The 22,320-nt window shown below is 38.0% G+C and carries 20 protein-coding genes and 1 other annotated feature; of the genes, 3 read left to right on the plus strand and 17 right to left on the minus strand.

All coding sequences use genetic code 11. The features are described 5' to 3' along the window. Positions 1-9: 9 nt before the first annotated feature. The 7 genes from IGK01_RS11280 to IGK01_RS11310 all read right to left on the minus strand — a co-directional run bounded on the left by IGK01_RS11280 (position 10) and on the right by IGK01_RS11310 (position 5,882). A complete protein-coding gene (locus IGK01_RS11280) occupies positions 10-861 on the minus strand; it encodes a MetQ/NlpA family ABC transporter substrate-binding protein (protein ID WP_023520252.1) in 852 nt (283 codons plus the stop codon). Positions 862-884: 23 nt separating this feature from the next. Next, on the minus strand, positions 885-1,571 hold the full coding sequence (locus IGK01_RS11285; protein ID WP_010734634.1) for a methionine ABC transporter permease: 687 nt from the start codon (positions 1,569-1,571) through the stop codon (positions 885-887). Beyond that, a complete protein-coding gene (locus IGK01_RS11290) occupies positions 1,564-2,598 on the minus strand; it encodes a methionine ABC transporter ATP-binding protein (protein WP_010734633.1) in 1,035 nt (344 codons plus the stop codon). Before IGK01_RS11290 ends, IGK01_RS11285 begins: the two co-directional genes overlap by 8 nt. A 67-nt stretch (positions 2,599-2,665) precedes the next feature. After that, positions 2,666-2,915: a binding site (T-box leader), on the minus strand. 67 nt (positions 2,916-2,982) lie between these two features. After that, positions 2,983-3,321 carry a glycine cleavage system protein H gene (locus tag IGK01_RS11295; RefSeq protein ID WP_010734632.1) on the minus strand — a complete coding sequence of 113 codons (339 nt, stop codon included), beginning with the start codon at positions 3,319-3,321 and terminating at the stop codon, positions 2,983-2,985. 1 nt (position 3,322) lies between these two features. Continuing rightward, the gene (locus IGK01_RS11300; RefSeq protein WP_010734631.1) at positions 3,323-3,679 is read right to left on the minus strand and encodes an arsenate reductase family protein; all 357 of its coding nucleotides are present in this window, start codon (positions 3,677-3,679) and stop codon (positions 3,323-3,325) included. A 6-nt stretch (positions 3,680-3,685) separates the two neighbouring features. Next, a complete protein-coding gene (locus IGK01_RS11305) occupies positions 3,686-4,873 on the minus strand; it encodes an FtsW/RodA/SpoVE family cell cycle protein (RefSeq protein WP_010734630.1) in 1,188 nt (395 codons plus the stop codon). A gap of 187 nt (positions 4,874-5,060) precedes the next feature. Beyond that, the gene (locus IGK01_RS11310) at positions 5,061-5,882 is read right to left on the minus strand and encodes a LysR family transcriptional regulator (RefSeq protein WP_010734629.1); all 822 of its coding nucleotides are present in this window, start codon (positions 5,880-5,882) and stop codon (positions 5,061-5,063) included. Between the two features lie 290 nt (positions 5,883-6,172). Here IGK01_RS11310 and IGK01_RS11315 point away from each other — a divergent pair, with 290 nt between their 5' ends. Then, positions 6,173-7,141 carry a TDT family transporter gene (locus tag IGK01_RS11315; protein ID WP_010734628.1) on the plus strand — a complete coding sequence of 323 codons (969 nt, stop codon included), beginning with the start codon at positions 6,173-6,175 and terminating at the stop codon, positions 7,139-7,141. A 122-nt stretch (positions 7,142-7,263) separates the two neighbouring features. Next, positions 7,264-8,307 (plus strand): YeiH family protein, encoded by a 1,044-nt coding sequence (locus tag IGK01_RS11320; protein WP_023520254.1) that lies wholly within the window; start codon positions 7,264-7,266, stop codon positions 8,305-8,307. A gap of 87 nt (positions 8,308-8,394) precedes the next feature. Here IGK01_RS11320 and IGK01_RS11325 read toward each other — a convergent pair whose 3' ends face one another. Then, positions 8,395-8,859 (minus strand): methylated-DNA--[protein]-cysteine S-methyltransferase, encoded by a 465-nt coding sequence (locus IGK01_RS11325; protein ID WP_010734626.1) that lies wholly within the window; start codon positions 8,857-8,859, stop codon positions 8,395-8,397. A 196-nt stretch (positions 8,860-9,055) separates the two neighbouring features. Here IGK01_RS11325 and IGK01_RS11330 point away from each other — a divergent pair, with 196 nt between their 5' ends. Continuing rightward, entirely contained in the window at positions 9,056-10,009 is a 954-nt protein-coding gene (locus IGK01_RS11330; RefSeq protein ID WP_409173588.1) for a glycosyltransferase family 2 protein, read from the plus strand. 1,377 nt (positions 10,010-11,386) lie between these two features. Here the strand turns inward: IGK01_RS11330 and IGK01_RS11335 are convergent. The 9 genes from IGK01_RS11335 to IGK01_RS11375 form a co-directional block, all read right to left on the minus strand. Next, complete coding sequence (locus IGK01_RS11335; protein WP_137072800.1) at positions 11,387-13,627, minus strand: glycoside hydrolase domain-containing protein; 2,241 nt, start codon at positions 13,625-13,627, stop codon at positions 11,387-11,389. A gap of 37 nt (positions 13,628-13,664) precedes the next feature. Beyond that, positions 13,665-14,333 carry a BacL2 family protein gene (gene bacL2, locus IGK01_RS11340; RefSeq protein WP_023520258.1) on the minus strand — a complete coding sequence of 223 codons (669 nt, stop codon included), beginning with the start codon at positions 14,331-14,333 and terminating at the stop codon, positions 13,665-13,667. Positions 14,334-14,430: 97 nt separating this feature from the next. Next, complete coding sequence (locus IGK01_RS11345) at positions 14,431-14,814, minus strand: phage holin family protein (RefSeq protein ID WP_153830130.1); 384 nt, start codon at positions 14,812-14,814, stop codon at positions 14,431-14,433. 10 nt (positions 14,815-14,824) lie between these two features. Continuing rightward, positions 14,825-15,508, minus strand: coding sequence for a LysM peptidoglycan-binding domain-containing protein (locus IGK01_RS11350; RefSeq protein ID WP_153830129.1), 684 nt, complete (start codon positions 15,506-15,508; stop codon positions 14,825-14,827). Between the two features lie 158 nt (positions 15,509-15,666). Beyond that, positions 15,667-16,209, minus strand: coding sequence for a hypothetical protein (locus IGK01_RS11355; protein WP_010734618.1), 543 nt, complete (start codon positions 16,207-16,209; stop codon positions 15,667-15,669). An 80-nt stretch (positions 16,210-16,289) separates the two neighbouring features. Beyond that, a complete protein-coding gene (locus tag IGK01_RS11360; RefSeq protein WP_438840774.1) occupies positions 16,290-17,564 on the minus strand; it encodes a hypothetical protein in 1,275 nt (424 codons plus the stop codon). Between the two features lie 672 nt (positions 17,565-18,236). Further along, positions 18,237-19,637, minus strand: a complete 1,401-nt coding sequence (locus tag IGK01_RS11365; protein WP_224434225.1) for a glycoside hydrolase family 43 protein — start codon at positions 19,635-19,637, stop codon at positions 18,237-18,239. A 30-nt stretch (positions 19,638-19,667) separates the two neighbouring features. Continuing rightward, a complete protein-coding gene (locus tag IGK01_RS11370) occupies positions 19,668-21,461 on the minus strand; it encodes a glycoside hydrolase family 2 protein (RefSeq protein ID WP_349520552.1) in 1,794 nt (597 codons plus the stop codon). Between the two features lie 19 nt (positions 21,462-21,480). Continuing rightward, a complete protein-coding gene (locus IGK01_RS11375; protein WP_349520554.1) occupies positions 21,481-22,314 on the minus strand; it encodes a carbohydrate ABC transporter permease in 834 nt (277 codons plus the stop codon). Between the last annotated feature and the right edge of the window lie 6 nt (positions 22,315-22,320).

A 22,320-nucleotide genomic window follows, 5' to 3' on the forward strand; every position in this document is an offset into this window, starting at 1 on the left:
TTACAGGTTTTATTTTGCATCCGCATCGACAGATTTTACGGAGCCTTCCCATTGTTCTTCGATCCATTGACGAACATCTTCTTGATGCAAGACTTCAATCAATTTTTTGATCTTGTCGCTGTCTTCGTCACCTTTACGTGTCGCAATGATGTTGACATATGGTGAGTTATCTTTTTCTAGTAATACCGCATCTTCTAATGGATTCAATCCAGCGCCGTAAGCAAAGTTCGCGTTGATAGCTACTAGATCACCTTCATCATTTTGGTAGGTAGAAGCCAATAATGCTGGATCGATCGTATGATTGAATTTCAAGTTTTTAGGATTTTCATCGATATCATCAAATGTGGCTGTTTCTAAATCAACGCCGTCTTTGACTGTCACTAAACCAGCGTCTTTCAAGATCGTGATGATCCGTCCCCAGTCAGATTCTGAATTTGAAGTAATGATCGTTGCGCCATCTTCTAATTCAGAAATGTCTTTGATTTTTTTTGAATACAAGCCCATTGGTTCGATGTGGACAGCACCCGCATTGACAAAATCATAGCCTTTTTCGTCGATTTCTTTGTTCAAGTAAGGGATGTGTTGGAAATAGTTCGCATCGATGTCGCCTTCTGATAATGCTTGGTTTGGCAAGACATAATCGTCAAATTTGACGATTTCCAAATCAATGCCTTCGTCTTTCAAAAGAGGTTTCACATGTTCTAAGATTTCCGCATGTGGTGTTGGTGATGCGCCGATTTTCAAGGTTGTATCGTCGTCTGATGCGTTTGATGAGTCACTACTGCTTCCACCGTTTCCACATGCGGCTAATCCAACTGTCAGTAAAAGCGTTGCTGCAAATCCAAAAATTTTCTTTTTCATATCCTATATCCTCCTATTTCCTACTATCTTTTATCTGTTTTCTTCGTTAAGAAATCCCCGATTCCTTGAACAATAAATACAATGACTAAAATAATCAAGGTAGCGACAAAAGTCACTGTTAAATTACCACGTTGGTAGCCTTCTTGCCAAGCCAAGCCACCTAGACCGCCGGCACCGATTGCACCTGCCATGGCAGTAAAACCGATCATCGAGATCGTTGTTACAGTCAAACCTGAGATCAAAGCCGGGACACTTTCAGGTATCAAGACTTTCCAAATGATTTCCCAATAGCTCGCCCCCATCGCATCTGCGGCTTCTAAGACCCCAGGGCTGACTTCGCGAAACGCGATTTCTACAAGTCGAGCGTAAAAAGGAGCAGCGGACAACACGAGAGCTGGAATCGCTGCTTGTGCGCCTAACATCGTTCCCACGATTGCTTTGGTAAAAGGAATGATCAAGACCATCAAGATCATGAATGGTGTCGATCGGAAAATATTACTAATGATCGAAACGATGCCGTAAATGATCCGCGCATACGGTTTGTTTTTGCGACCGATCGAGTAAAGGATCAAGCCAAGGATCAAACCGATGATGGTTACTAAGACCATGGAGATCAACGTCATGTATAACGTGTCCATGATGGCTTGTTGCATCGTCTCCATGTTGATTTGGCTGAAATCAAGGTAGGTTTCTGTGAAGCTTTTATCCATGATGGATCACCTCCACTCCAACGCCTTGCTCTTTGATGAAGTTTTCTGCTTGGTCCAATTCGTTTTCCTCTCCGATCATCAAGGTAGTCAGTGAACCAAACGAGCCTTCTTTAGTTTGCTTGATTTTCCCATATACGACGTTGATATCCACATTGTAACGACGAATGGCTTGAGAAATCACTGGTTCGTTGGCGTTCGTTTCGTTGAAGGTCAATGTCACTAAGCGACCGTCTGGATTTTCTTTGATCAACTCTGCCAATAATTCAGTGGATTCAGCTTCTGGTTCGATGTCTTGTTGGACGAAACGTTTCGTGACTTCTTGTTGCGGATGACGGAAAACGGTCAACGCATCGCCTTCTTCTACGACTTGCCCACGCTCCATCACTGCCACTTTGTTACAGATTTTGCGAATAACGTTCATTTCATGAGTGATCAAAACAATCGTCAAGTTCAACTTTTTATTGATTGCTAATAATAAATCTAAGACCTCTTCTGTCGTTTGTGGGTCCAATGCACTTGTCGCTTCATCGCAAAGGAGGATTTCTGGCTCATTGGCTAACGCACGAGCAATCCCGACTCTTTGCTTTTGTCCACCGGATAATTGGGACGGATAAGCTTGTCCTCGTCCTTCCAAACCGACTAAACGGAGCAATTCTTCTGCTCTTTCTTTCCGTTGTTGTTTCGATACACCGGCTAATTCCAAAGGGAACTGGATATTTTCTAGTACGGTACGTGACCACAATAGATTGAAATGTTGAAAAATCATGCCGATTTTTTTACGAAAAACGCGTAATTCTTTATTTTTTAATTTAGTAATGTCTTGGTCGTTGACAATTACTTGACCATCTGTAGGTAATTCCAAGCCGTTCAACAAACGAACTAACGTACTCTTACCAGCACCGGAATAACCGACGATGCCGTAAATGTCGCCTTGTTCCACTTGTAGTGAAACGTCGTTGATAGCGTGGATCGTCCCATGTTTCCCGCCAAATGTTTTCTTGACATTCGTCAATTGGATCAATGACATATCGTTCACATCTTTCTTTACTTATTTTCTCTTAGACAACAAAAAAACTTTCGTCCTTTGCGTTTAGCAAAAGGACGAAAGTTTAGACTTCCGTGTGACCACCTTGATTCGCTGCTATTTCACAATAACAACCTCGTTCAGTACTTGACGCTAGTCGCATACTGCTGTGCTATAACGGGCACTCCCGTAGTCAGTTTGCTTGCGCTCACTCACTCTGCTCTAAGACCATCTTCCATCTCATTTCCGTTACCCTTTCACAGCAAACCGGGCTCTCTTGAAACATCTGTGACATGTACTCTTCTTATCAAAGCTTTCAATATGATTGTTTATGATTATAGCAGTTACAAGAATCAGTGTCAAACATTTATTTGAACATCGTGTTTCTTAAAGTGCGTCGAATTCTGCTGCATCGACATCTTTAAAACTCAATAACCACGCAGTCATTTCATCTTCATCGTTCAAAACAGCGATATTCTCACTGATTTTTTCATTCACAGATGAGACTGTTCCAGATAATGGACTTGCAAATTCAGTGACTGCTTTTTCTGCTTCTACTTCAACTAGTGCATCGCCTGCTTGATACGCTTTACCGATTTTTGGTAAGTTGGCAAACGTGATCTCACCTAGATCTTCTTGCGCTTCTTTTGTCAAACCTACACAGTATTCTTTTCCATTAAATAAAATCCAAAGGTTATCTTTCTTCTTTAAGTGTTTCCCAGCCATTTTAATTGAATGCTCCTTCGTATATTTTTTCATTAAAACCGATTGTGACCAGTTGATTGTCTTTGACGATCAATGGACGTTTGATCAACATGCCGTCCGTAGATAACAGCTGACTTGCTTCTGTGAGGGATAATTCATCGATTTGGTCTTTTAGACCAAGTTCACGGTACTTCATCCCGCTTGTATTAAAGACACGTCGAAGCGGCACATCGGAATGCTTCAACCATGATTCGATCGTTTCTGCCGTAGGCGTATCTTTGACCATGTCGACCGCTTGATACGTTACTTGATGATTGTCGAGCCAAGCCTTGGCTTTTCGACAAGTGGAACACTTTGGGTACTCATAAAAAGTAAACAACTTACGTTACCTCCTAGAATTTTTTACCGGTGCTTCATTTTGATAACGCATAGATAAGATCAATCCGATCCCAATCATATTCCCTAAGATCGATGAACCCCCTTGACTGATAAACGGCAATGGAATCCCAGTTAATGGAAGTAAGCCGATATTTGCGCCAATGTTTTCAAAGACATGGAATAAGAGCATCATGATCAATCCACTTGCGATATAGGCATAAAACTCATTGTTCGTATCGAAGCAGACACGTATCATACGATAAATCAATACAAAATACAAGAAAATGACAAATGCGCCACCAATAAAGCCAAAATTCTCGCCAATGACAGTGAATATCATATCCGATTCTCGGACTGGCACGTAAATGTTGCTGACGTTAAAGCCTTTTCCGAACATCCCACCTGTTCCGATTGCTAAAATCCCTTGGGCGGGTTGGAAGCTAAAGCCCGACGTATCATGAAATGGATCGAGCCAAGAATCGATTCGGGCAAATTGGTAAGATTTGAACCCAACAGTATATAGGAATTCTCTTCCTGATTCTGTGGTCACAAGGAAAATCGTTCCTGCCCCCACAATAAATGCTAAAGCAAAGATCGGACCAATGATTTTCCAAGAAATCCCTGACATCAAAAAGACGCCACCAAAGATCGCCAGAAAGACGAGCATCGTCCCAAAGTCTTTTTGCGCCATGACTAACGCAATCACAGGAATCGAAATGATCAACATCTTTGCAATCAGCCAAAAATCAGATTTGATTGTGCGAACTTTGACTTGCGTATTGTGCTTCGTTACGATCAACGCCAGCATCAAAATATAAGCGATCTTCATCAGCTCGGCTGGTTGAAATGTGACACTTCCAAAACGGAACCAGTTTTTTGAACCAGTACTTGCCGCCAGATTTTGGTCGTAAAATCGTAAGAGCAACCCCATGACAAGCAATCCTAGTCCATAGAGATACGGTGTCAATTTCCAGATCCATTTTGAATTGATCCGCATGACGATTGCAATCGCTACTGCTCCCACAAGGTACCAAATGATCTGCATCCCGACACCTCTTGTCACAGAAGGACCGTTTGGATCATGTGTCAATGCAACGTATAAGGATAAAATCCCAATCAAACATAATAAAAATACTGGTAGAATGACTCCGTAATCAATGCGGTTATCATTCGAAGTTTTTATTTTTTTTTCCATTTTTCATCCCTTTTCCTAAAAACCATACTGCCCTATATTATAGCTGTCTCCTTCTATAAATGAAAGCCAAAGCAAATGAGATTTGCGAAAAATTAATCTTATTCATTTCTCTTTATCCTTTCTTAAGATAAAAACGAAAAAAACGCTTATTCAAGGGAGAAGTTCTATTGATTCCGTCTGATATTTTTCATTTTTTCTTTTCCTTTTTATAGAAATCCAAGATCTCATTTCCTACTTCTAATAACCGTTCAGAGGTCAAATGGGTCCGTTGGATCAAATAGAACTGACGAGATTCAGCTAAAGGTTCAACGTGTATCCCTTTTGGTACTGCTCGTTTGGATAATATGGATCGTCCGATTCCTTCTTTCAACATCGCCACAATGACTTCATTACTTTTTACAAGCATTTTCTTCCCTTGGATATTCTTTTCTTCAAAATAACGTTGCGTGTAATGGAACACACCTGAAGAAGATTCCCTGACTAGCCATAGCTCACTCTTAGGATCACCTGCAACGACCAACGCATCTTCAAGTAAAGAAAAGCGTTGTACTCCGGTTGTTTCTAAAGGTTTTTCGATAAAACCAAAATCAGCTTCATGTTTTGCCACTTGCTCCAAACTCTCATGAGAATTCGCAAAAGCAATCGAAAACTTGATTTTTGGAAAACGCACGATCAACTCTTTCATCAATTGAGGCAATAAATACACCGCAAATGTATGGGAAGCGACGATCCGACACACTTCTTCTTCATTTTTTTCATCCGCTAATTGTTGTTGTGTTGTTTCCCATTCTTCCAATAAAACCAATGTTCGTTCATAAAGCAAATCCGCTTGTTTTGTCGGTTTCATCTCTTGTCGTCCATTACGTTGGAAAAGTTCCACCCCAAGATCCCGCTCCAATTGTTTGATTTGATTGGACACCGCAGGTTGAGACAAATAGAGTAATTCAGCGGTTCGCGAAAAATTTCTTGTTTCATAAACGACACGAAAGGTTGTTAATAACTTAAACATCTAACCACTTCCATTACCTTTTTTTATAGTAACTATAATAACTATTTGATTTAAATATATCAAAAAGACTCTATAATGAAAAGTGTAAGGAACAGGTTGTGGACCTTCAGTTACACACACCTCACAGCCTTCCAGACAGCTTACTGCAACGATAAGGAGAAGCATCCATGCGATTTGTTTTTTCCCATTGAAAAACTTTACTATTCTTCGTAACAAGCAGTTTTCATCGTTGGCTACTTATCGTTGCAACGAGTCTGTCCTTGATTATCAATAAAAAAGGAGAGTAATGTATGAAGCATTTCTTGAAGATTGTTCCGATCCCGATTTGTGGGTTGATCCTTGGATTGACTTCTTTAGGGAATCTTTTAAAAGACTATCATTTGACACATGTAGGGAATTTTGTAGGTGCGATCGGTATGCTTTTGATGCTGTTGATCATCGGCAAACTGATCCTTTTATTTGAACACACGAAGCAACATCTATATGATCCAATCGTCGCTTCCGTCTCGCCGACCTTTACGATGTCTTTGATGGTCATCTGTACGTATTTTGTTTCTTTCAAATCAATTGCGCCAATCGTCAAATTGATTTGGTTAGCCGCAGTGATCTTCCAAATCATCTTGGTTCTGTACTTTAATTACCATCATGTAGTTAAAGCAGACTTGTCAATAGAAGCAATTTTTCCAAGCTGGTTTATCGTGTATGTTGGTTTTGGTGTCATCACAGTAACTGCTGGAAACTTTTCTCCGATCCTTGGAAAGATCTTCTTCTGGCTTTCGTTAGCTTGTTATGTCGTACTACTACCAATCATCATCCATCGAATTTTCTTTGTCAAAAATATGGCGCAACCAACCTTGCCATTGATTGCGATTCTTGCAGCACCTGGTTCTTTGTGCCTGACAGGGTACTTAAAAAACTTTGAAGACCCAAATTTGGCCTTAGTCATGACGTTGTTCCTTGTTTCGCAAGTACTTTACTTTATCGTTTTAGCCATGTTACCACGTCTGTTATTGCTTGATTTTTATCCAAGCTTTGCAGCCTTTACTTTCCCATTGGTAATCTCTGCTACAGCAATCTCTACTGCCACTGCTTATTTCCATCAATTAGGGTTTGCTACAGGGATCTTAGATGGATTGAAAGTCATCGAGTGTTTGATTGCCTGTGGCATGATCGCTTACGTCTTAGGACACTATGCCATCTACTTGATTAAAGAACACAGTCAACATAAACATCACCTTTCAAAGGGATTGATAGAATAGACTTCACCTTCTGTCTTTTTCACTTAGTAAAAAGGCAGAAGGTTTTTTTGTATTCACGAAGAAACAATTAAATGATACTATATTTTAGAAAAACTTTTTCTTAAATGAAAGGAAAGAATCAAATGAATGCTTTATTCACTTATATAAAAACGCTGAAAAAATTTGGTGGCCGAAAAATCTTACCCGGACTACTACTCGCCTTTTCTGTCGCAGTCATTAGTCGGCTACTGGGACCCTTTGTCCCTCAACTCGGTGCAGGAACGATTGCGATTTTACTTGGTATCGTCTTAGGAAACACCTTGTTTAAGCAACCTGAACTTGCGGTGGGTACCAAATTTGCCGAAAGTAAACTATTAGAATGTTCCGTTTTCTTGCTTGGTGCAACTGTGACGATCCAAACGATTGCACAGATTGGTATCAAAGGTGTAACTTTCGTGTTACTCCAAATGACTGTCACGATTCTTGGTGCCTATTTCATCGGAAAAAAACTATTGTTCAGCGATACATTTTCCTTGATGATGGCAGGTGGAAACGCCATTTGCGGTTCTTCAGCCATTGCTTCGATTGCTCCAGTGATCCATGCAGATGAAGAAGAAAAGGGCCAAGTCATTACCTTGGTCAATCTTTTAGGAACAGTGATGATGTTGACACTTCCCTTTTTAGGTCTCCAACTCTTTGGTGATCAACTGATCGAAAAAAGTGCACTTATAGGTGGTACTTTACAATCCGTTGGACAAGTCGTTGCTGGAGCAAGTCTATTAGATACTTCAGTCGTGCAATTTGCAATGCTGTTTAAAATCATGCGGATCATGATGCTTGTGGTCGTGGTCTTCCTCTTTGAAAAATTTATGAAAAAAAAACAGCCGGCCGTCTCTTCAACGTATACGCCAAAAAACCACAAACGAAAAATGCCACTTCCTTGGTACGTTTTAGGCTTCTTGATCGTGTGTTTAATCAACAGCTTCTTTACCATTCCCCATGTGATTGATCAAAGCGCTAGTTTTATTAGTGGTTGGTTTGAGGTCACTGCATTAGCCGCGATTGGCTTACGTTTGGATTTTGCAAAGTTCATGAAAGAAGGAAAACGATTCTTGACGTATGGATTGACTGTGGGACTTTTACAAACGATCATGGCTTTATTCTTTATTTGGTTGATCAAACTATAAGTAAAAATAAGCACCAACACCTCGGAAAGATTTTCTATTTCGAGGTGTTGGTGCTTATTTATCTGTGCTGTCAGCTAGTAGTACAGCCTAATGAGCTAAAATATTTTCAAGCACTAATAGTTGCCGTTTGATCACTAACCCATTTTCAGCTTTCCCCATATACCCAGTCAATTGTCCATTTTGCCCAATCACTCGGTGACAAGGAATAACGATTGGTAGAGGATTCAAACGATTGGCTTGACCAATCGCACGAGCTGCCTTTGGTTGCCCGATTGCCTGTGCCACTTGTTTATATGTGCGACTTTGTCCATAAGGGATTCTTGTGAGCACTCGCCAAACCTTTTGTTGAAAGGCTGTTCCTCTTTGGAAAGATAAAGGTACATCGAAAACGTGTCTTTCACCTGAAAAATACTCTTCCAGCTGTTGTTTTGCCAAGGATAAAATCTGAGCATTTGCTTCTTCATTTTCAGAAATTCGTTCAAAAGAGACAGCTGTTAATCCTTTTTGATCGGCATCAAGCCATAAAGGACCGATTGGTGTTTCAATTTTCATTTTTGTCCGCCTTCCTCCTCACTTATTTTATTTATCATCTATGATTCAAGAAAAAAAAGCAACCTAAAAGTTTATTTAATGCCATAGAGATGGTACACTGAATAAGGCGCTTATAACATCTTTTATTTTTGTTATTTAAGCATACTTTTATTTATATAGGTTATATGAAAAAAACATGCTTGAAAGGAACGAAAACATGAAAATATCAATTGTCATCCCTTGTTTTAATGAAGAAAAAACTGTCCCACTTTTTTTTGACGAAGTCGAAAAATTTCGTGGCGATTACGAGTTCGAGTATCTTTTTATCGATGATGGGTCAAGTGATGGCACATTGGCTGCCATCAAAAAATTAGCGAATGTACATGAATCCGTTCGTTTTGTCGCTTTTTCACGAAATTTCGGAAAAGAAGCTGCACTATATGCCGGCCTGCAAGCCTCTACAGGAGACCTTGTCACTGTCATGGACGTCGATTTACAAGATCCGCCTGAATTATTACCAGTGATGATCGATAAAGTCATCCACTCCGATATCGATTGTATCGGTACACGCCGTTCTACTCGTGAAGGTGAACCAGCTATCCGTAGTTTCTTTGCGAAGAAATTTTACCAATTGATCAATAAAATCAGTGATACTGAAATGATTGACGGTGCAAGAGATTATCGCATGATGACTCGCCAAATGGTGGATGCGGTCTTAGAATTAGCGGAATACAATCGCTTTTCAAAAGGACTATTCAGTTGGGTAGGATTCAAAACTGAGTATCTCTCATTTGAAAATCGCGAACGCGTTGCCGGTGAAACGTCTTGGTCATTTTGGAAATTATTCAACTATTCAATTGATGGGATCGTCAATTTTTCTGACACGCCATTGAACATCGCCTCATTTGTTGGTGCATTATCATGTATCGGTTCAGGAATCGCCATATTATTTATTATTTTACGTGCGTTATTATTTGGTGATCCAACTTCCGGTTGGCCTTCACTCGTCTCGATCGTTTTATTCATCGGCGGAATCCAACTCCTTTGTCTTGGCATCATTGGGAAATATATCGGGAAAATCTTCCTAGAAACGAAAAAACGCCCAGTCTATATCGTACGGGAAACTGAAAAACAAAAAGCCCACCAAATTGGGGAACAAACAGATAAATAAGTAATGAATGAAGCTATCCTTTCAAATTAGAGGGTAGCTTTTTCTTTTATGATAGCCAGTTAAAATAACTCTCATTATAAAAAATATTTTAACTGATTGCGTTTTATCTATCCATTCATTGCGTATACTTATAGATGATAACGTTTTTATCTGTTAATTATAGCTGATAGCATTTTTTATGTTAGATTTTTGACTAATCCGTAAGAATGGAGTTATTACATGGATAATTTTTTAGTAATAGTTGCTTACTTTTTTCTCTCTCTTCTCTATATATTTTTATTCTCATTGGCTTTTTTTTTTTGAAAATGGAAAAATATCGTAAACAAATCTTCGAGAATAAATACTTATTACCAGATATTGAATACACAAAAGAGTATTATTTGATTACGAAAAGAAGTAATCTATTTGTTTTTACTGGCTTAACTTCTTGTATCATAGCTGGCATATTTTTGATAAATAACAAATATTACTTAACTTTAGGATGCGCCTTATTTGCTGTACTCTGCTTACACTTATCTCTAGACAAATGGCGATACTTTAAAAGAACAATCTCTCAAGGTTACCTAGTAACCTACAGAAAAAACTATATTCTATCTATTTTTTTACAGAACCAGAAGAGCAACAAAAGATTCTTTCTAGGCAAAGAGTCATGCTTGTACTCGCATACCTAGGAGCTTTTTCAGCAATTATAATTGTAAATTGTATTCTTTGTTCTAAAATTTTTGATTTGTAAGAATGATTAAGTAAATTTCCCCTGTAAGGCACTATGCAGAAAGTTATTCAAGAAGCTTTACATATTTATAAAAGAGGAGAAACAGCATGCATAATTTCTTGGTTATGACCAGTTATTTTTTTCTATTACTTATGTTAATTACATTAGTATTCTTAAGCTACATAAACACTAAGATAGAAGTGTTCAAAAAGACAGTAATTAAACGTAATATTCTGAGTTTCAGTACAGCTGAAGCAAATGAATATATTCCGATTCTTAGAAAAAGTAATCGTTTTATACTTTTCTCATTAATTTCTTGTATTTTGTCAATTTTTTTTATAACCGAGAATAACATACCTTTCTCCATACTATTTATTATCCTAGGTATAATTTTTTGTCTTGTAGCTTTACAAAAATGGCGATATTTAAAAAAAACAATTTTAGCAGGATATTTAATCATTACTAAAAAAAAGAATCATTTTACTTATTTTTTCACTAATTTAGAAGAGAAACAAAAAATCCTGTCCTGGCAAAGCAAAATGATCTACTCAGTTTACTTGATATTTATTTTTGGTTCCTTGTCACTGTTTATTGGTTTAATGACTACAGTTTAACAAGATAAACCAAAGTGCTTTTCAACTTTGATTTATCTTGTTTCCTGATTGTTATGCTCCAATAAAATGAGAATATATCCCCATTAAAGTGATACCAATTACTGCTAGTGCAGCAACAACGGTTGAAATAGAACCAGTAATACCAACAATAATTGCTCCTATAGCACCTATGATAGCTGAACCGTACGCATAAAGCAGTACAACGGCTGTGGTTGATACCAATACCCCAACAATTAGCTTAGTATCCCACTCAAACGTCCCATTCTCCAACTGTTCTACGACGTCCTGATAAACTGGATCTGGTAAGGGGGAATCAACAAGCGGACGTAAGTAAATCTCAATCTCTAATTGAAATTTGGATGTAATTTCATGGTCTCCGTGCTTCAACTCTTTCTCAAAGGTCATCAAGATACGTGTACCTATTAACCCTTCTTTCGTTGCTAATCCAACTGCAATCGCTCCATTATCTACTTTTGGTCCAAGTTCGTTGATGACATCTTCAAAACTTTTTGTGTCTCCTTTAAGATACTCACTGTATTCCACGATCGACTCAGTGATTTCATTGTAATAAGGAGACATATCCACTTTTTTATCCTTCACTAATACAGAAATCCCATATTCTTCTCCTGAAATAGACCACTCCATATGAGGTTTCAAATAGACCACGTAATTTGGTGCTGGCTCTATACGTACTTCTTGTTCAAATTCAAATGCTGTTTCTGCTACACCGAAATTTTTATACAGCTTCAATAACTCTCTTTTCGCAATTGCTTCTGGCGATACAGAAAAAGATGAAATACCTCGATCTCTACCTGACACAGCAACTTTATCGATACCTACTCCCGCTGTGGTCAGTTCAATAAACTGATCAAATGCCCATTGTTTAGGCATAGGAAATCCTAAATTACCACTAAAGCCTGAGGACATATTAGATACAAAAGCTTGAGTTGCATAACTCGCATCAATGATTTTCTGACAAACATTTCTAGTACCATAAACGCCAACATTATATGTCTGGTCTGATGAAAGAATTGACCATACTCCCGCAAAATAAGGTAAGACGGTTCCGGGGATATTTCCGTCTTGAATATCCACATCACATGCAAAATAAATGGTTGTTCCTAAAGGAAAACCTAAGTTATATGCTGCTTCAATCGCCAGTTTTCCATCTTTTAGGCCTTGATCTTGCGTGAAATAAGATTCATACCAACCGCCATCTTGGTAGATAGGAAAAATAGCTAAGCCAACTTGTGTAATTGCTTCTATCTCTTCGAATGATAAACTTTTATCACGTTCGTCGGCTCCTGTTCCAACCGTACCTGTCAAGTAGCGTCCAACAATCGAAAAACCTTGTGATTTCAAACCTTCCGCTGTTTCTTTAGTCAAAATTGTCGAGGTGTCAAAGGCCTCTGCTGAACGATTCGTGTTCCCGTTTGATGTTAGTAAACCTTTCATCACGGTTAAATCCGACGTTTGATTATACGGTGGCAATACCATAAACTGTCGGAAAGCAAGAATTTGCTCCGCAATATATGACGTAAAGTTTCCTGAAAAATCACCTTGTTTGTTATAACCGTTCACATAAAGACCGTATTGCAAAATTCGAACAAATGGACCGATGTCTCCTTGATTTAGTACTGGGGTACCCGCTTCAGTCCCAGGACCATAATTACCATTTGCTGTATTTGTATCCATACCAATTTCTGCTTGAAGACCATAAATCAATGCTGTATTGGTTTGACGCTGATAAACGCCATCACAAGGCAAAATCCCCGTATATTGCCAGTACTCTCGATTCAATCCTTGTTGCATCGAGCGAATCGTCGCATCTCCACTTGGTACTAAAACAAAAGCGCTCATATCAAACAAGGCTTTGGCCCATGTGGAATCTAATGTACTATTGACTGATTCAAATCCTGCGGCAATTTTTAACTGCTTTATTGCATTGTCATTGTCCGTTGTGTAAATGGTATTAAACTTTCCAGTTCCCATTCCTTTACAACGAAATGCACCATCAATCAACTTTACAAAATTACTTTCATATGTGTTGATTAGATTGGGGGTGACTTCTTTATCCCATAAAGCAGAAGTGGTAGCACCGAAGTTATCAACTAATGTCGTAATTCCTAGTTCATGTTGTACCGCTCGAATCAATCCATAAATCGTATTCCATCCAGTATAACCATCTTCCGGTACTGAACCAAAGCCTGCTACATTTCCATATGTCTCATTCAACCATTGCTGTACCTCTAACACCCAAGGATCACGTGTTTGTTTTGCTTTCTTATCCATTCTTTTCACTCCTCAACATTATTTTGATTCGAATCACTTAGATATGTTGAGATTTTTTAGAATTTGTGACAGTATTCAGGAAATATTTTTCTTGAAGCAAATATTTTTTTAAGCGTTTCTTCATTCTCTCCACTCTTTTACGCACTGACGGATGGTAGTCCTTTTCTGAAAACATGATTTTCGCTGCTTCAGAACAAGTAAACCCTTCAACTAGCAATGAAAAGAAGAACCCATCAAGTGGTTCTTGCTTTTGATAATTACAAACCATCTCTTTTAAATCGATAGTTGAATCAATTTCCACCGATGACTGACTCTCTATAAATCCAGGATCTAAAGATTGCCAACGCCCAGCATCATAAGTAATCCCATTTTTGTCATTCTTATTGTTTGAACTTTTTTTGTAAAGACGCCATACATCTTTCTCAGCAATTGCTAAGCGATAGAGAAACAAATTTTTAAACTTCAACTCTTTCTTCTTTCTTTCCAGTCGATAATCTTCAATCGCTTTCCATGTAGCTAACAGATAAGTACTATAAAAATCTTCAAAAGGTATGTATACGCCCAATTTCTCTGCTGAAATTTGGGCATTTTTAGCACTTTTTTTTAAATATGGAAAAAAATCTCTGAGTATTGCTTCCAGTAACTCTCCATTTTGTTCTATTACATACAAATCCACTCTTTCTGTTATGCTTATCCAAAAACTCATCATTAGCCACTCCATTCATTCTTTTGAAAGGATATGTCGATAAGTTGAATAAATCTGTGACATAGAATCTACTCTTTATTTTTCTATTTTTTGGATATTAGCTGCCTTTTTTTAATTTCTGTTCAATCGATTCGATGATCTGACGAAAATATTTTGTTAGATTTGTTTCTGCCATATTCTCTAAAATACTTCCGATTTCCGTCAGTACTAAGAATGTTGTAAATACTTGCACTAGTGTGAATTCAAGTTGAACATTATTTTTTGATAGAACGATGTCCACGACGCCTGTCAAAATCAATAAAATAAAATGACTAAGCTTCTTCCACAGACCTTGCCAGCTCAAATTAGAATACCAAGTTCTTTGTACTTTCGCTTTTAGCCAACCAGTGAATAAATCTAATAAAATCAACAAAAAGAAGATATGAATCAATTCTTTTTCAGTTTCAAATAAATGTATAAAAATCTCCATTTTACTAAACATTATCTCCCTCTTAACTGATAACTTCGCAACATTTTTCGTAATAGAATTTACGTGAAGCTAATCCATTGTATCCACCATTTACTTTAAATGTCACTTGTTCAACAGTAGGTGATAATAAACAGAAATCATTCATCCCATTGACCTCCCACCAATAGCCAGCACTTGACCAAGGATATCTTTCAGCCACATAAGTTACTCCTTGATTGACAACTTCTGGATCTGCGATTGATAAAGAAAACTGTGTATAATTATAACGACCAGTTAGTTGAATAAATCCTGCCCCTTTGAATTTTCTACCATCCCCACTAAAAACATTTCCAAGGTCACTACGCCCTTCATAAGCTTCTCCAGAAGCAAGTTCTATGCGCCATTTCCCACAACCTGACTCGTGACTACACTGGCTAATAAAATGCTGTAAAGGATTAAGTTCAGTGATACGATACACGTTGATGCACTGATTTAAATCGTTGATTATCTGCTCTGAAAAATTACTCCATCCAATTGCTTCAAGTTGGCTCCTAGTAATCTTTCGCGTAAGTGTATCATTCGACTCTTTCATGATCATCAGCTCTTGCCCAACTAAAATAAAGTCAGGATTTTTGATTCCATTCCATTGTTGTAATTGACTAACTGATACCCCAAATTTTTCACCAATCCTACTTAACGAATCTCCAGATTTTACAACATACTTCATTTTGATTCTCCTCTCAAAATTTTTGCGTATTTAAATACGTTTAATATGTCGATAAAATGAAGAAAATTGTGACAAAAAAGCATCGGCAGAATACCGATGCTTTAAATCGCTTATTTATTTAATGACTTATAAATAGATTGAGCACAAAAAATACTGGTTTATGGAATTATTTTTTTCATAGGATACATAATGACTTGATGTTCTTTCACTTCCTCGCTGAATAAAAACAATCTATCTGCTTCGATCCTGTACTTATGATCTTTGATCACATTTGCATAGTTCACACTTGCTGGATCTGGTTCTAAATAGAAGTTATCTTGATTAACTGAATATATTCCAGCATACTCTATCAGCCCAGACAGATTGATTCGCTGTACTTCACCTGATTCATTGAAGATCAAAATACCCCCTCCCTCCAGTTTCCAGGAATACTTAATCAAGAGATCGTGTAACTGGTCGTGGGAAATATCGCTTTTTATTTTTAATTTCTGATATGCTTCATCGAGTTTTCCCGGACCAGGAAAGGCTTTTTTATATTCCTCGAATGTTAAATCGTCTGAATCAGCTATTTCCTGTGATTGAGTGCTTTCTTTTGTTTCCGGAACGCTGTCACTCATTTCAAATTGTCTTGTATTTGTTTCGCTACTACAGCCAGCCATTAGTAATAGAAATAGCAGGATGGATATTATTCGTTTCTTCATTCTAGTTTGCTCTCTTTCCCGTCATTTCAAAAAAATAAAGAAGACAGAATATCAACGGCTTATTCAAATAATCAATTTATTTAATTCAAAATCCGAAAATTTATTCCATCTGCCACACTATTTGTTGAACGTGCGACATTTATTCTCAAGTGACTAAAAAATGTATAAGAATCGCTAAATGTGTTCCATCCACAAGCGGCTAAATTTTGATTTAACGTACCAATTCTTGTTGTCAGATATTCACTCCAATAACCTGTAGCTGTACTGTAGGCTCTAGGTGAACATACATAAGCTTGTACTTGATAATTCGTATAGCCCCCGTTTAAGGAATAAAAGTACCACGCATTACTGTCACTACTTACATATCTTTCTTCTCCGTTAAATGCAGATGCATTTGCAATCCAATTAAAGTTATAATTAGCGGCTGTTCCTTGACCGGCTAAGGGATCGTTATCGATAACATATGAATCGATCCGTGGTTGTTTAGCTAAATTAGATTTTTTTACACTAGTTGAAGTTTCATCTCCTGAATATTGTTTTTCTTTTGGAAATCTATATTTCTCTAAGTTGTCATTTTTTATTTCATCTATATCTCTAATTGACACTTCCGAATCAAAATCAATCGTATCCACAATTAAATAATTGGTTATTACGGAATCAACAAAACCTTCAAGCTTAAGAATAACCCCTGTTTCTTCATCAATCCACGCTTTAAAATTTTGAGCGTTTAATTTTATCCCTAATTCATCTGGATACTCTCCTTCAATCATAACAACGTCCCTACCGAGTAGCTTTTCTGTCTGAATAATTTCCCAATGATTATAGAGAGAAAAAAGTTGAGCACCATAAAGTTGTGAAAAGACAGCATCTGCCGACATAGATAGCGGTAAAACAGAATCTCGTTGATTCAAAACCGTTTCTCCTGAAGCATTTTTTGTTAATCGATTTTCAATTGATTTCATTTTATTTGCTTGATTTACATCAACATTGTATTGACTTATAAAATAGTCTTTTTGTTTAAAATCTATATCAACTAAATTATTATTTTGGGATTTATCGTAGATGATTGCTTTTTGCTCACCCGTTGTTTCATCTTCAAATACCTCAACAAATTCTTCATCCAAAATTCCTTTAGAAAAGTCCAGTTTTGCTTGTACTTGATACTCCCTGTCAGATAAATTCCCATATTTTTCTCGAAAAGATATACTTACCCTATCGTAAAAATCGGCTGAATTAACTACCTTATTGGCAATCTCACTTTCCTGTTCACTCAATTGATTGACTTCTTGTGCAGAGACTGCATCACAAAAAGTTACTATTCCAATCACCGCCATAAAAAATAGCATTTTTTTCATTTTAATTCCTCCTTAACCTACAATTATAATTCATTACCAAGCATACTTACTTTTTTTGATTTCAGAAGATATCTTCACCAATAGAATAATGTATGTAAACAAAATATAACTTCTTATTGTATATATTTATATAAATAAAAATATGTGATGTTAGTTATTTAAAATTTATCTGTTCTCCGTTCATTTTTGCTCATTTATTTTACTTTTATGTAAACACCCTACCTAGTACCAGTATAGTATAAAAAAATAATGGCTTTTGATACTGCTATAGAAATTCCTCACTCATATTAACTAAATCAAAAAATGCCAATGGTTTTCGAATTTTTTATCACTTTAAGTTGCAAATCATGATACGGCACAGGCAAGGCTTTTTAATGAAATGAAAAAGAGCTCACTTCTGTTTTTGTCATTTATTCGGTTTTAAGGTGAAAGACAAAAGTTAATTTTGCTTTTGTTTCAGATCAACCAATCATTCTAAAATTTCTCTTTACATCGTTTGATAAAAAATTCAACTAATTTATTCAACTAATATAAAAAAGACTATAAACAAAACTCTAGCTTTAAGAGTTTGTCTACAGTCTAAGACTCATGCTAGATCATATAAAGACAAATTAGTATGAACCAAATGATTGTCACCAATCGTTGTTAATTGGAAGAATTCCTCAATATTCTTTATTTTACGATTTCTAAACGATCAATACTTAGAGTATCAACTCCAATCTCAGACGAAAGGGTGATTTCCTGCGATCCTTTCGGTAACTTCATGCGGACTTGTAGCGGTTGATAATATTCGGAAGGATACACATCCACCAACTGACTTGCTTGTTTCGTTTCGATCTTGATCCGTATCGGTTCATTCATGATAAGAGGATCCTTCGTTTTGACATAGACAATCACTAGAGATTCAGTTGCTTTCTCGATCTGCGGGGTAAAAATGATTTTGTCAGTAATTGACTCAAATCCTTGTACGACTTTCTTAGAGAGTGCCGCATCATCCTCGACAATCGCTAAATCACCTTCAAGCAACGCACGACTGGCGGGTAATCTCATCCGATTCGGCTCAGCTTTTGGTAACGCTTGAACATGCCACTCATCCAAAGGAGCTTCCAGTAGGACTTTATCCTCTTGATCCCAACCAAACTTTTGCAAGCGGATCGAACGGTCCCAGCCCGAATGATCCCACCGAGCAGCGTGATAAATCAACCAGTCTTCAGAACCATCTTTTGATTTGGCAAATCCATTATGACCAGGTCCATACACAGTGTTTGTCTGTTGGAAAATCGGCTCTGGTTCCTTTTGCCAATTGGCTTTTTCTAGCGGATCATCAGCTACATCTAGGGTCATAAGACCTAGCGCATAATCGTTGTCCCAGCTCCCACTCGCAGAATATACCAAATTGACTGTCTTATCTTTGGTTATCACTTGAGGGGCTTCATTGATCAATGGCGTTTGACGCATTTCCCATTCATATTCTGGTTTTGAGATAAGCCGTTTTTCACCAACTACTTTTGTAGGAGAAACCATTTCCGCTAAATAAAGATTTTGAGCAATATTTTCATATCCTTCCCAACCAGACCAAAGGAAATAGCGTTTGTCATTGATCTCTAAGACGGTGCCATCAATCGCAAATTTATCATCCATCCCTTTGATCTCTTCCAATTGCCACTCACCCATGTAAGGATCTTTTTGATGATTGACTAATGCGTACATACGATGCGTTTCTGAAGGGTGATTAGCCGCGAAATACATCACCCAGCGATCATCTAAGTAATGAAGCTCCGGTGCCCAGATGCTTTCAAATTCTTCCGGTATTTCCCAGATGATCTTTTTTTCACCGGTTGCTACGAGAGAGAGGTTTTCAGCACGCCATAGCGTTAAGTTATTCCCAGTCGTTTTGGTATAATAAAAGTAAGACTCCGTTTGCAAGATCCAAGGATCCGCTCCATCATTATCGATAATAGAAGTAAAATCGGACACTTCTTCCCCCGTATCAGTTCCAGCCCCACAACCTGTTATCACAAGCGCAGCAAACAGGACACTTACACTACTGAGCCAATCCACTGATTTTCCCATCGGACATCGCCCCTTTCCACAACAATGGGATTATTCCACCTGCGTTGGATGGAACTGATCATTGATTTCTTTAATAGCTGCTAAATCAACTTTCGGTTGTCGGTCATAGGTCAGTAGCCCATTGATTTCTTGCTCAACATCTGTCAATTGGGTATAGCAATAACCCCAAAGTCCGATAGAATCATAAACAGCCGTCATTATTCGTTGATAATCCTTCAAGAAATCTTGTTTATTCTCCACTGAGGTATAACCCCAACCTGGTTGTCCAGAAACATCAAAGCCAATACCGCCAAACTCGGTTAATAAAATAGGCTGATCCTGATAAGAAAATCCTCCAGCGAAAATCGGCCATGGTGTTGATACTCGATTCACCAATTTTTCTCTCGTACTGAGACTGTCTTTAAAGTACAGATATTTTTGTCGTTCAGATTCTTGTCCATGAGCATAATTATGAATCGCACAAATATCTGTCTCCGTCATCGCCCAACCATCATTTGAAATAACCAATCGTTGCTGGTCTAGTGAATGGATGAAGTGATACATTGCTTGAGAAAAATGCTGTTGTTGGCGATCAAAAGAGATTTTTGGTACACCCCAGCTCTCGTTGATCGGTACCCAAGTGACGATCGAAGGATGGCTATAGTCACGAGTAATGATCTCTGCCCACTCCTGCATCAAGCGCGTCACAGAAAGGTCGGTATAGATCGCCGGTGCTGCACACTCGCCCCAAACCAGAAATCCCAATTTATCTGCCCAGTATAAAAAGCGCGGGTCTTCTGTTTTTTGGTGTTTACGACAACCGTTAAACCCCATTTCTTTTGCTAATAAGATATCTTGTTTAAATGCTTCATCCGTAGGGGCAGTCAACAAGCCATTAGGCCAATAGCCTTGATCAAGAACCAACTTTTGATAGTAAGGTTTGTTGTTTAAGTAGATCATGCCATTTGCTGTCTGTATTTTACGCATACCAAAATAACTTTTTAATTGATCGATTGCATTTCCCGCTTCCTTAAGAGTCAATTCCACATCGAATAATTGCGGATTTTCGGGTGTCCAAGACCAGCCTTCGTGATGAAAATTGGTCCGGAAAATTTGTTGTTGAAAAATATCGACTGCAAAACTTAACTTAGAAGTCACAAACTCTGCAGCCCCACTGATGACTAAAGCACCTTTAAAATAGATTTGATACTCTAACACTAATTGTGGCTTTAACTGATTCAATTCAACATCGATCATCACGGCGCCAGCATCAAAATCACTAGTAAATTTCACTTGATGCAAGTGGGTCGCAGCAACTACTTCTAGCCAGACCGGCTGCCAGATCCCCGTTGAGTTTGTGTACCAGATCCCTGCTGATTCTTCTTCCCAAAATTGTTTCCCACGTGGAATGCTTTCATCAAAATGCGGATCGAATGCTCGCACACTTAGTATCTGCTCTTCTCCCGTCACAAGAGTATCCGTAATGTCAATATCAAAAGAGGTGTGCCCTCCGCAATGATTTTTCACATGATGTCCATTGACAAATACATCGGCCTCATAGTCCACTGCACCAAAATGTAAAAGGACACGGCTTTCTTCAGGAACCTGTACATTGAAGGTCCGATAATACCATACAACATCATGAACTTCTCGCTGATCAATGCCACTTAATGCACTTTGATAGACAAAAGGAACATTGATCTTGTAAGCATAATTTGCTTCATTTGTGTACCACTTTTCTTTCAAACCAAGATTTTGGTCATCAAAGGCAAATTGCCATTCACCATTTAGGCTTAACCAATTCCCTCTCTCAAATTGCGGTCTCGGGTATTCTTCTCTAATCATATTTCCTCCAAAAAACAAATTATTTTATACCACTTTGCAACGACATCGACGCCATAAAGCTCTTTTGCGCCACCAAATACAATAAAAAGGTAGGGATCAAAGCCAAGATTGCACCAGCAGTTCCAATTCCTGGATAGGTCATGTATTGACCTTGCAGCAATTGCAGCCCCGGTGTGATCGGTAATTTATCAATATCGTTGATCACGATCGATGGCCACAAGAAGTCATTCCATGAGCCAGTAAAACTAAACAATGCAACCACAGTCAATACAGGTTTGATCAGCGGTAAAATGATATAATAAAAAATTTGAAACTCATTTGCCCCATCGATCATAGCCGATTCATCCAATTCTTTGGGAATTCCTAAAATGAACTGTCGAACGAGGAAAATGTTATAAACACCTGCTGCTCCAGGTACGATGACTGCTAGAAATGTATTTGTCCAACCTAGAGTATCAACGATTTTGAAGTTCGGGATCAAATTGACCACTCCGGGAAACATCATGGTTCCTAACAATAAAGCAAAAATAACATCTCTTCCCTTAAAAGTGAGTCGTGTATAGCCATAGGCCGCAAACGAGACGATCACCATAACTAATAGGGTATGTGAAGTTGAAATAATCATGGAATTCACAAACCAGCGGAACACAGGAGAAGAATCATTGCCCTGTAACAAGCTCAAAAAGTTAGCAAGTGTCCAATCTTGTGGAATCAAACTGAACCCAACCTTTTGAATCTCTGCCTCTAATTTAAATGAGGTGAAAATCGCCCATATCAAAGGAAATATCCAAATGACGCACACGATTGCTAGTAAAATAAAGGCAATCCTTTTCCCTAGTTTGTTTTCTCGCATCTTCTT

Source organism: Enterococcus sp. AZ080, assembly GCF_051714945.1.
In the GTDB taxonomy this organism is placed as follows: domain Bacteria; phylum Bacillota; class Bacilli; order Lactobacillales; family Enterococcaceae; genus Enterococcus_B; species Enterococcus_B pernyi.

What these genes read in the sequence shown, in the direction of transcription:
- IGK01_RS11345 (WP_153830130.1), bottom strand. Translation starts at nt 14,814, where the DNA reads ATGTTTAGTAAAATGGAGATTTTTATACATTTATTTGAAACTGAAAAA.
- IGK01_RS11285 (WP_010734634.1), bottom strand. Translation starts at nt 1,571, where the DNA reads ATGGATAAAAGCTTCACAGAAACCTACCTTGATTTCAGCCAAATCAAC.
- IGK01_RS11355 (WP_010734618.1), bottom strand. Translation starts at nt 16,209, where the DNA reads ATGAAGAAACGAATAATATCCATCCTGCTATTTCTATTACTAATGGCT.
- IGK01_RS11350 (WP_153830129.1), bottom strand. Translation starts at nt 15,508, where the DNA reads ATGAAGTATGTTGTAAAATCTGGAGATTCGTTAAGTAGGATTGGTGAA.
- IGK01_RS11290 (WP_010734633.1), bottom strand. Translation starts at nt 2,598, where the DNA reads ATGTCATTGATCCAATTGACGAATGTCAAGAAAACATTTGGCGGGAAA.
- IGK01_RS11320 (WP_023520254.1), top strand. Translation starts at nt 7,264, where the DNA reads ATGAATGCTTTATTCACTTATATAAAAACGCTGAAAAAATTTGGTGGC.
- IGK01_RS11375 (WP_349520554.1), bottom strand. Translation starts at nt 22,314, where the DNA reads ATGCGAGAAAACAAACTAGGGAAAAGGATTGCCTTTATTTTACTAGCA.
- IGK01_RS11305 (WP_010734630.1), bottom strand. Translation starts at nt 4,873, where the DNA reads ATGGAAAAAAAAATAAAAACTTCGAATGATAACCGCATTGATTACGGA.
- bacL2 (WP_023520258.1), bottom strand. Translation starts at nt 14,333, where the DNA reads ATGAGTTTTTGGATAAGCATAACAGAAAGAGTGGATTTGTATGTAATA.
- IGK01_RS11280 (WP_023520252.1), bottom strand. Translation starts at nt 861, where the DNA reads ATGAAAAAGAAAATTTTTGGATTTGCAGCAACGCTTTTACTGACAGTT.
- IGK01_RS11295 (WP_010734632.1), bottom strand. Translation starts at nt 3,321, where the DNA reads ATGGCTGGGAAACACTTAAAGAAGAAAGATAACCTTTGGATTTTATTT.
- IGK01_RS11360 (WP_438840774.1), bottom strand. Translation starts at nt 17,564, where the DNA reads ATGAAAAAAATGCTATTTTTTATGGCGGTGATTGGAATAGTAACTTTT.
- IGK01_RS11335 (WP_137072800.1), bottom strand. Translation starts at nt 13,627, where the DNA reads ATGGATAAGAAAGCAAAACAAACACGTGATCCTTGGGTGTTAGAGGTA.
- IGK01_RS11310 (WP_010734629.1), bottom strand. Translation starts at nt 5,882, where the DNA reads ATGTTTAAGTTATTAACAACCTTTCGTGTCGTTTATGAAACAAGAAAT.
- IGK01_RS11330 (WP_409173588.1), top strand. Translation starts at nt 9,056, where the DNA reads ATGAAAATATCAATTGTCATCCCTTGTTTTAATGAAGAAAAAACTGTC.
- IGK01_RS11365 (WP_224434225.1), bottom strand. Translation starts at nt 19,637, where the DNA reads ATGGGAAAATCAGTGGATTGGCTCAGTAGTGTAAGTGTCCTGTTTGCT.
- IGK01_RS11315 (WP_010734628.1), top strand. Translation starts at nt 6,173, where the DNA reads ATGAAGCATTTCTTGAAGATTGTTCCGATCCCGATTTGTGGGTTGATC.
- IGK01_RS11325 (WP_010734626.1), bottom strand. Translation starts at nt 8,859, where the DNA reads ATGAAAATTGAAACACCAATCGGTCCTTTATGGCTTGATGCCGATCAA.
- IGK01_RS11370 (WP_349520552.1), bottom strand. Translation starts at nt 21,461, where the DNA reads ATGATTAGAGAAGAATACCCGAGACCGCAATTTGAGAGAGGGAATTGG.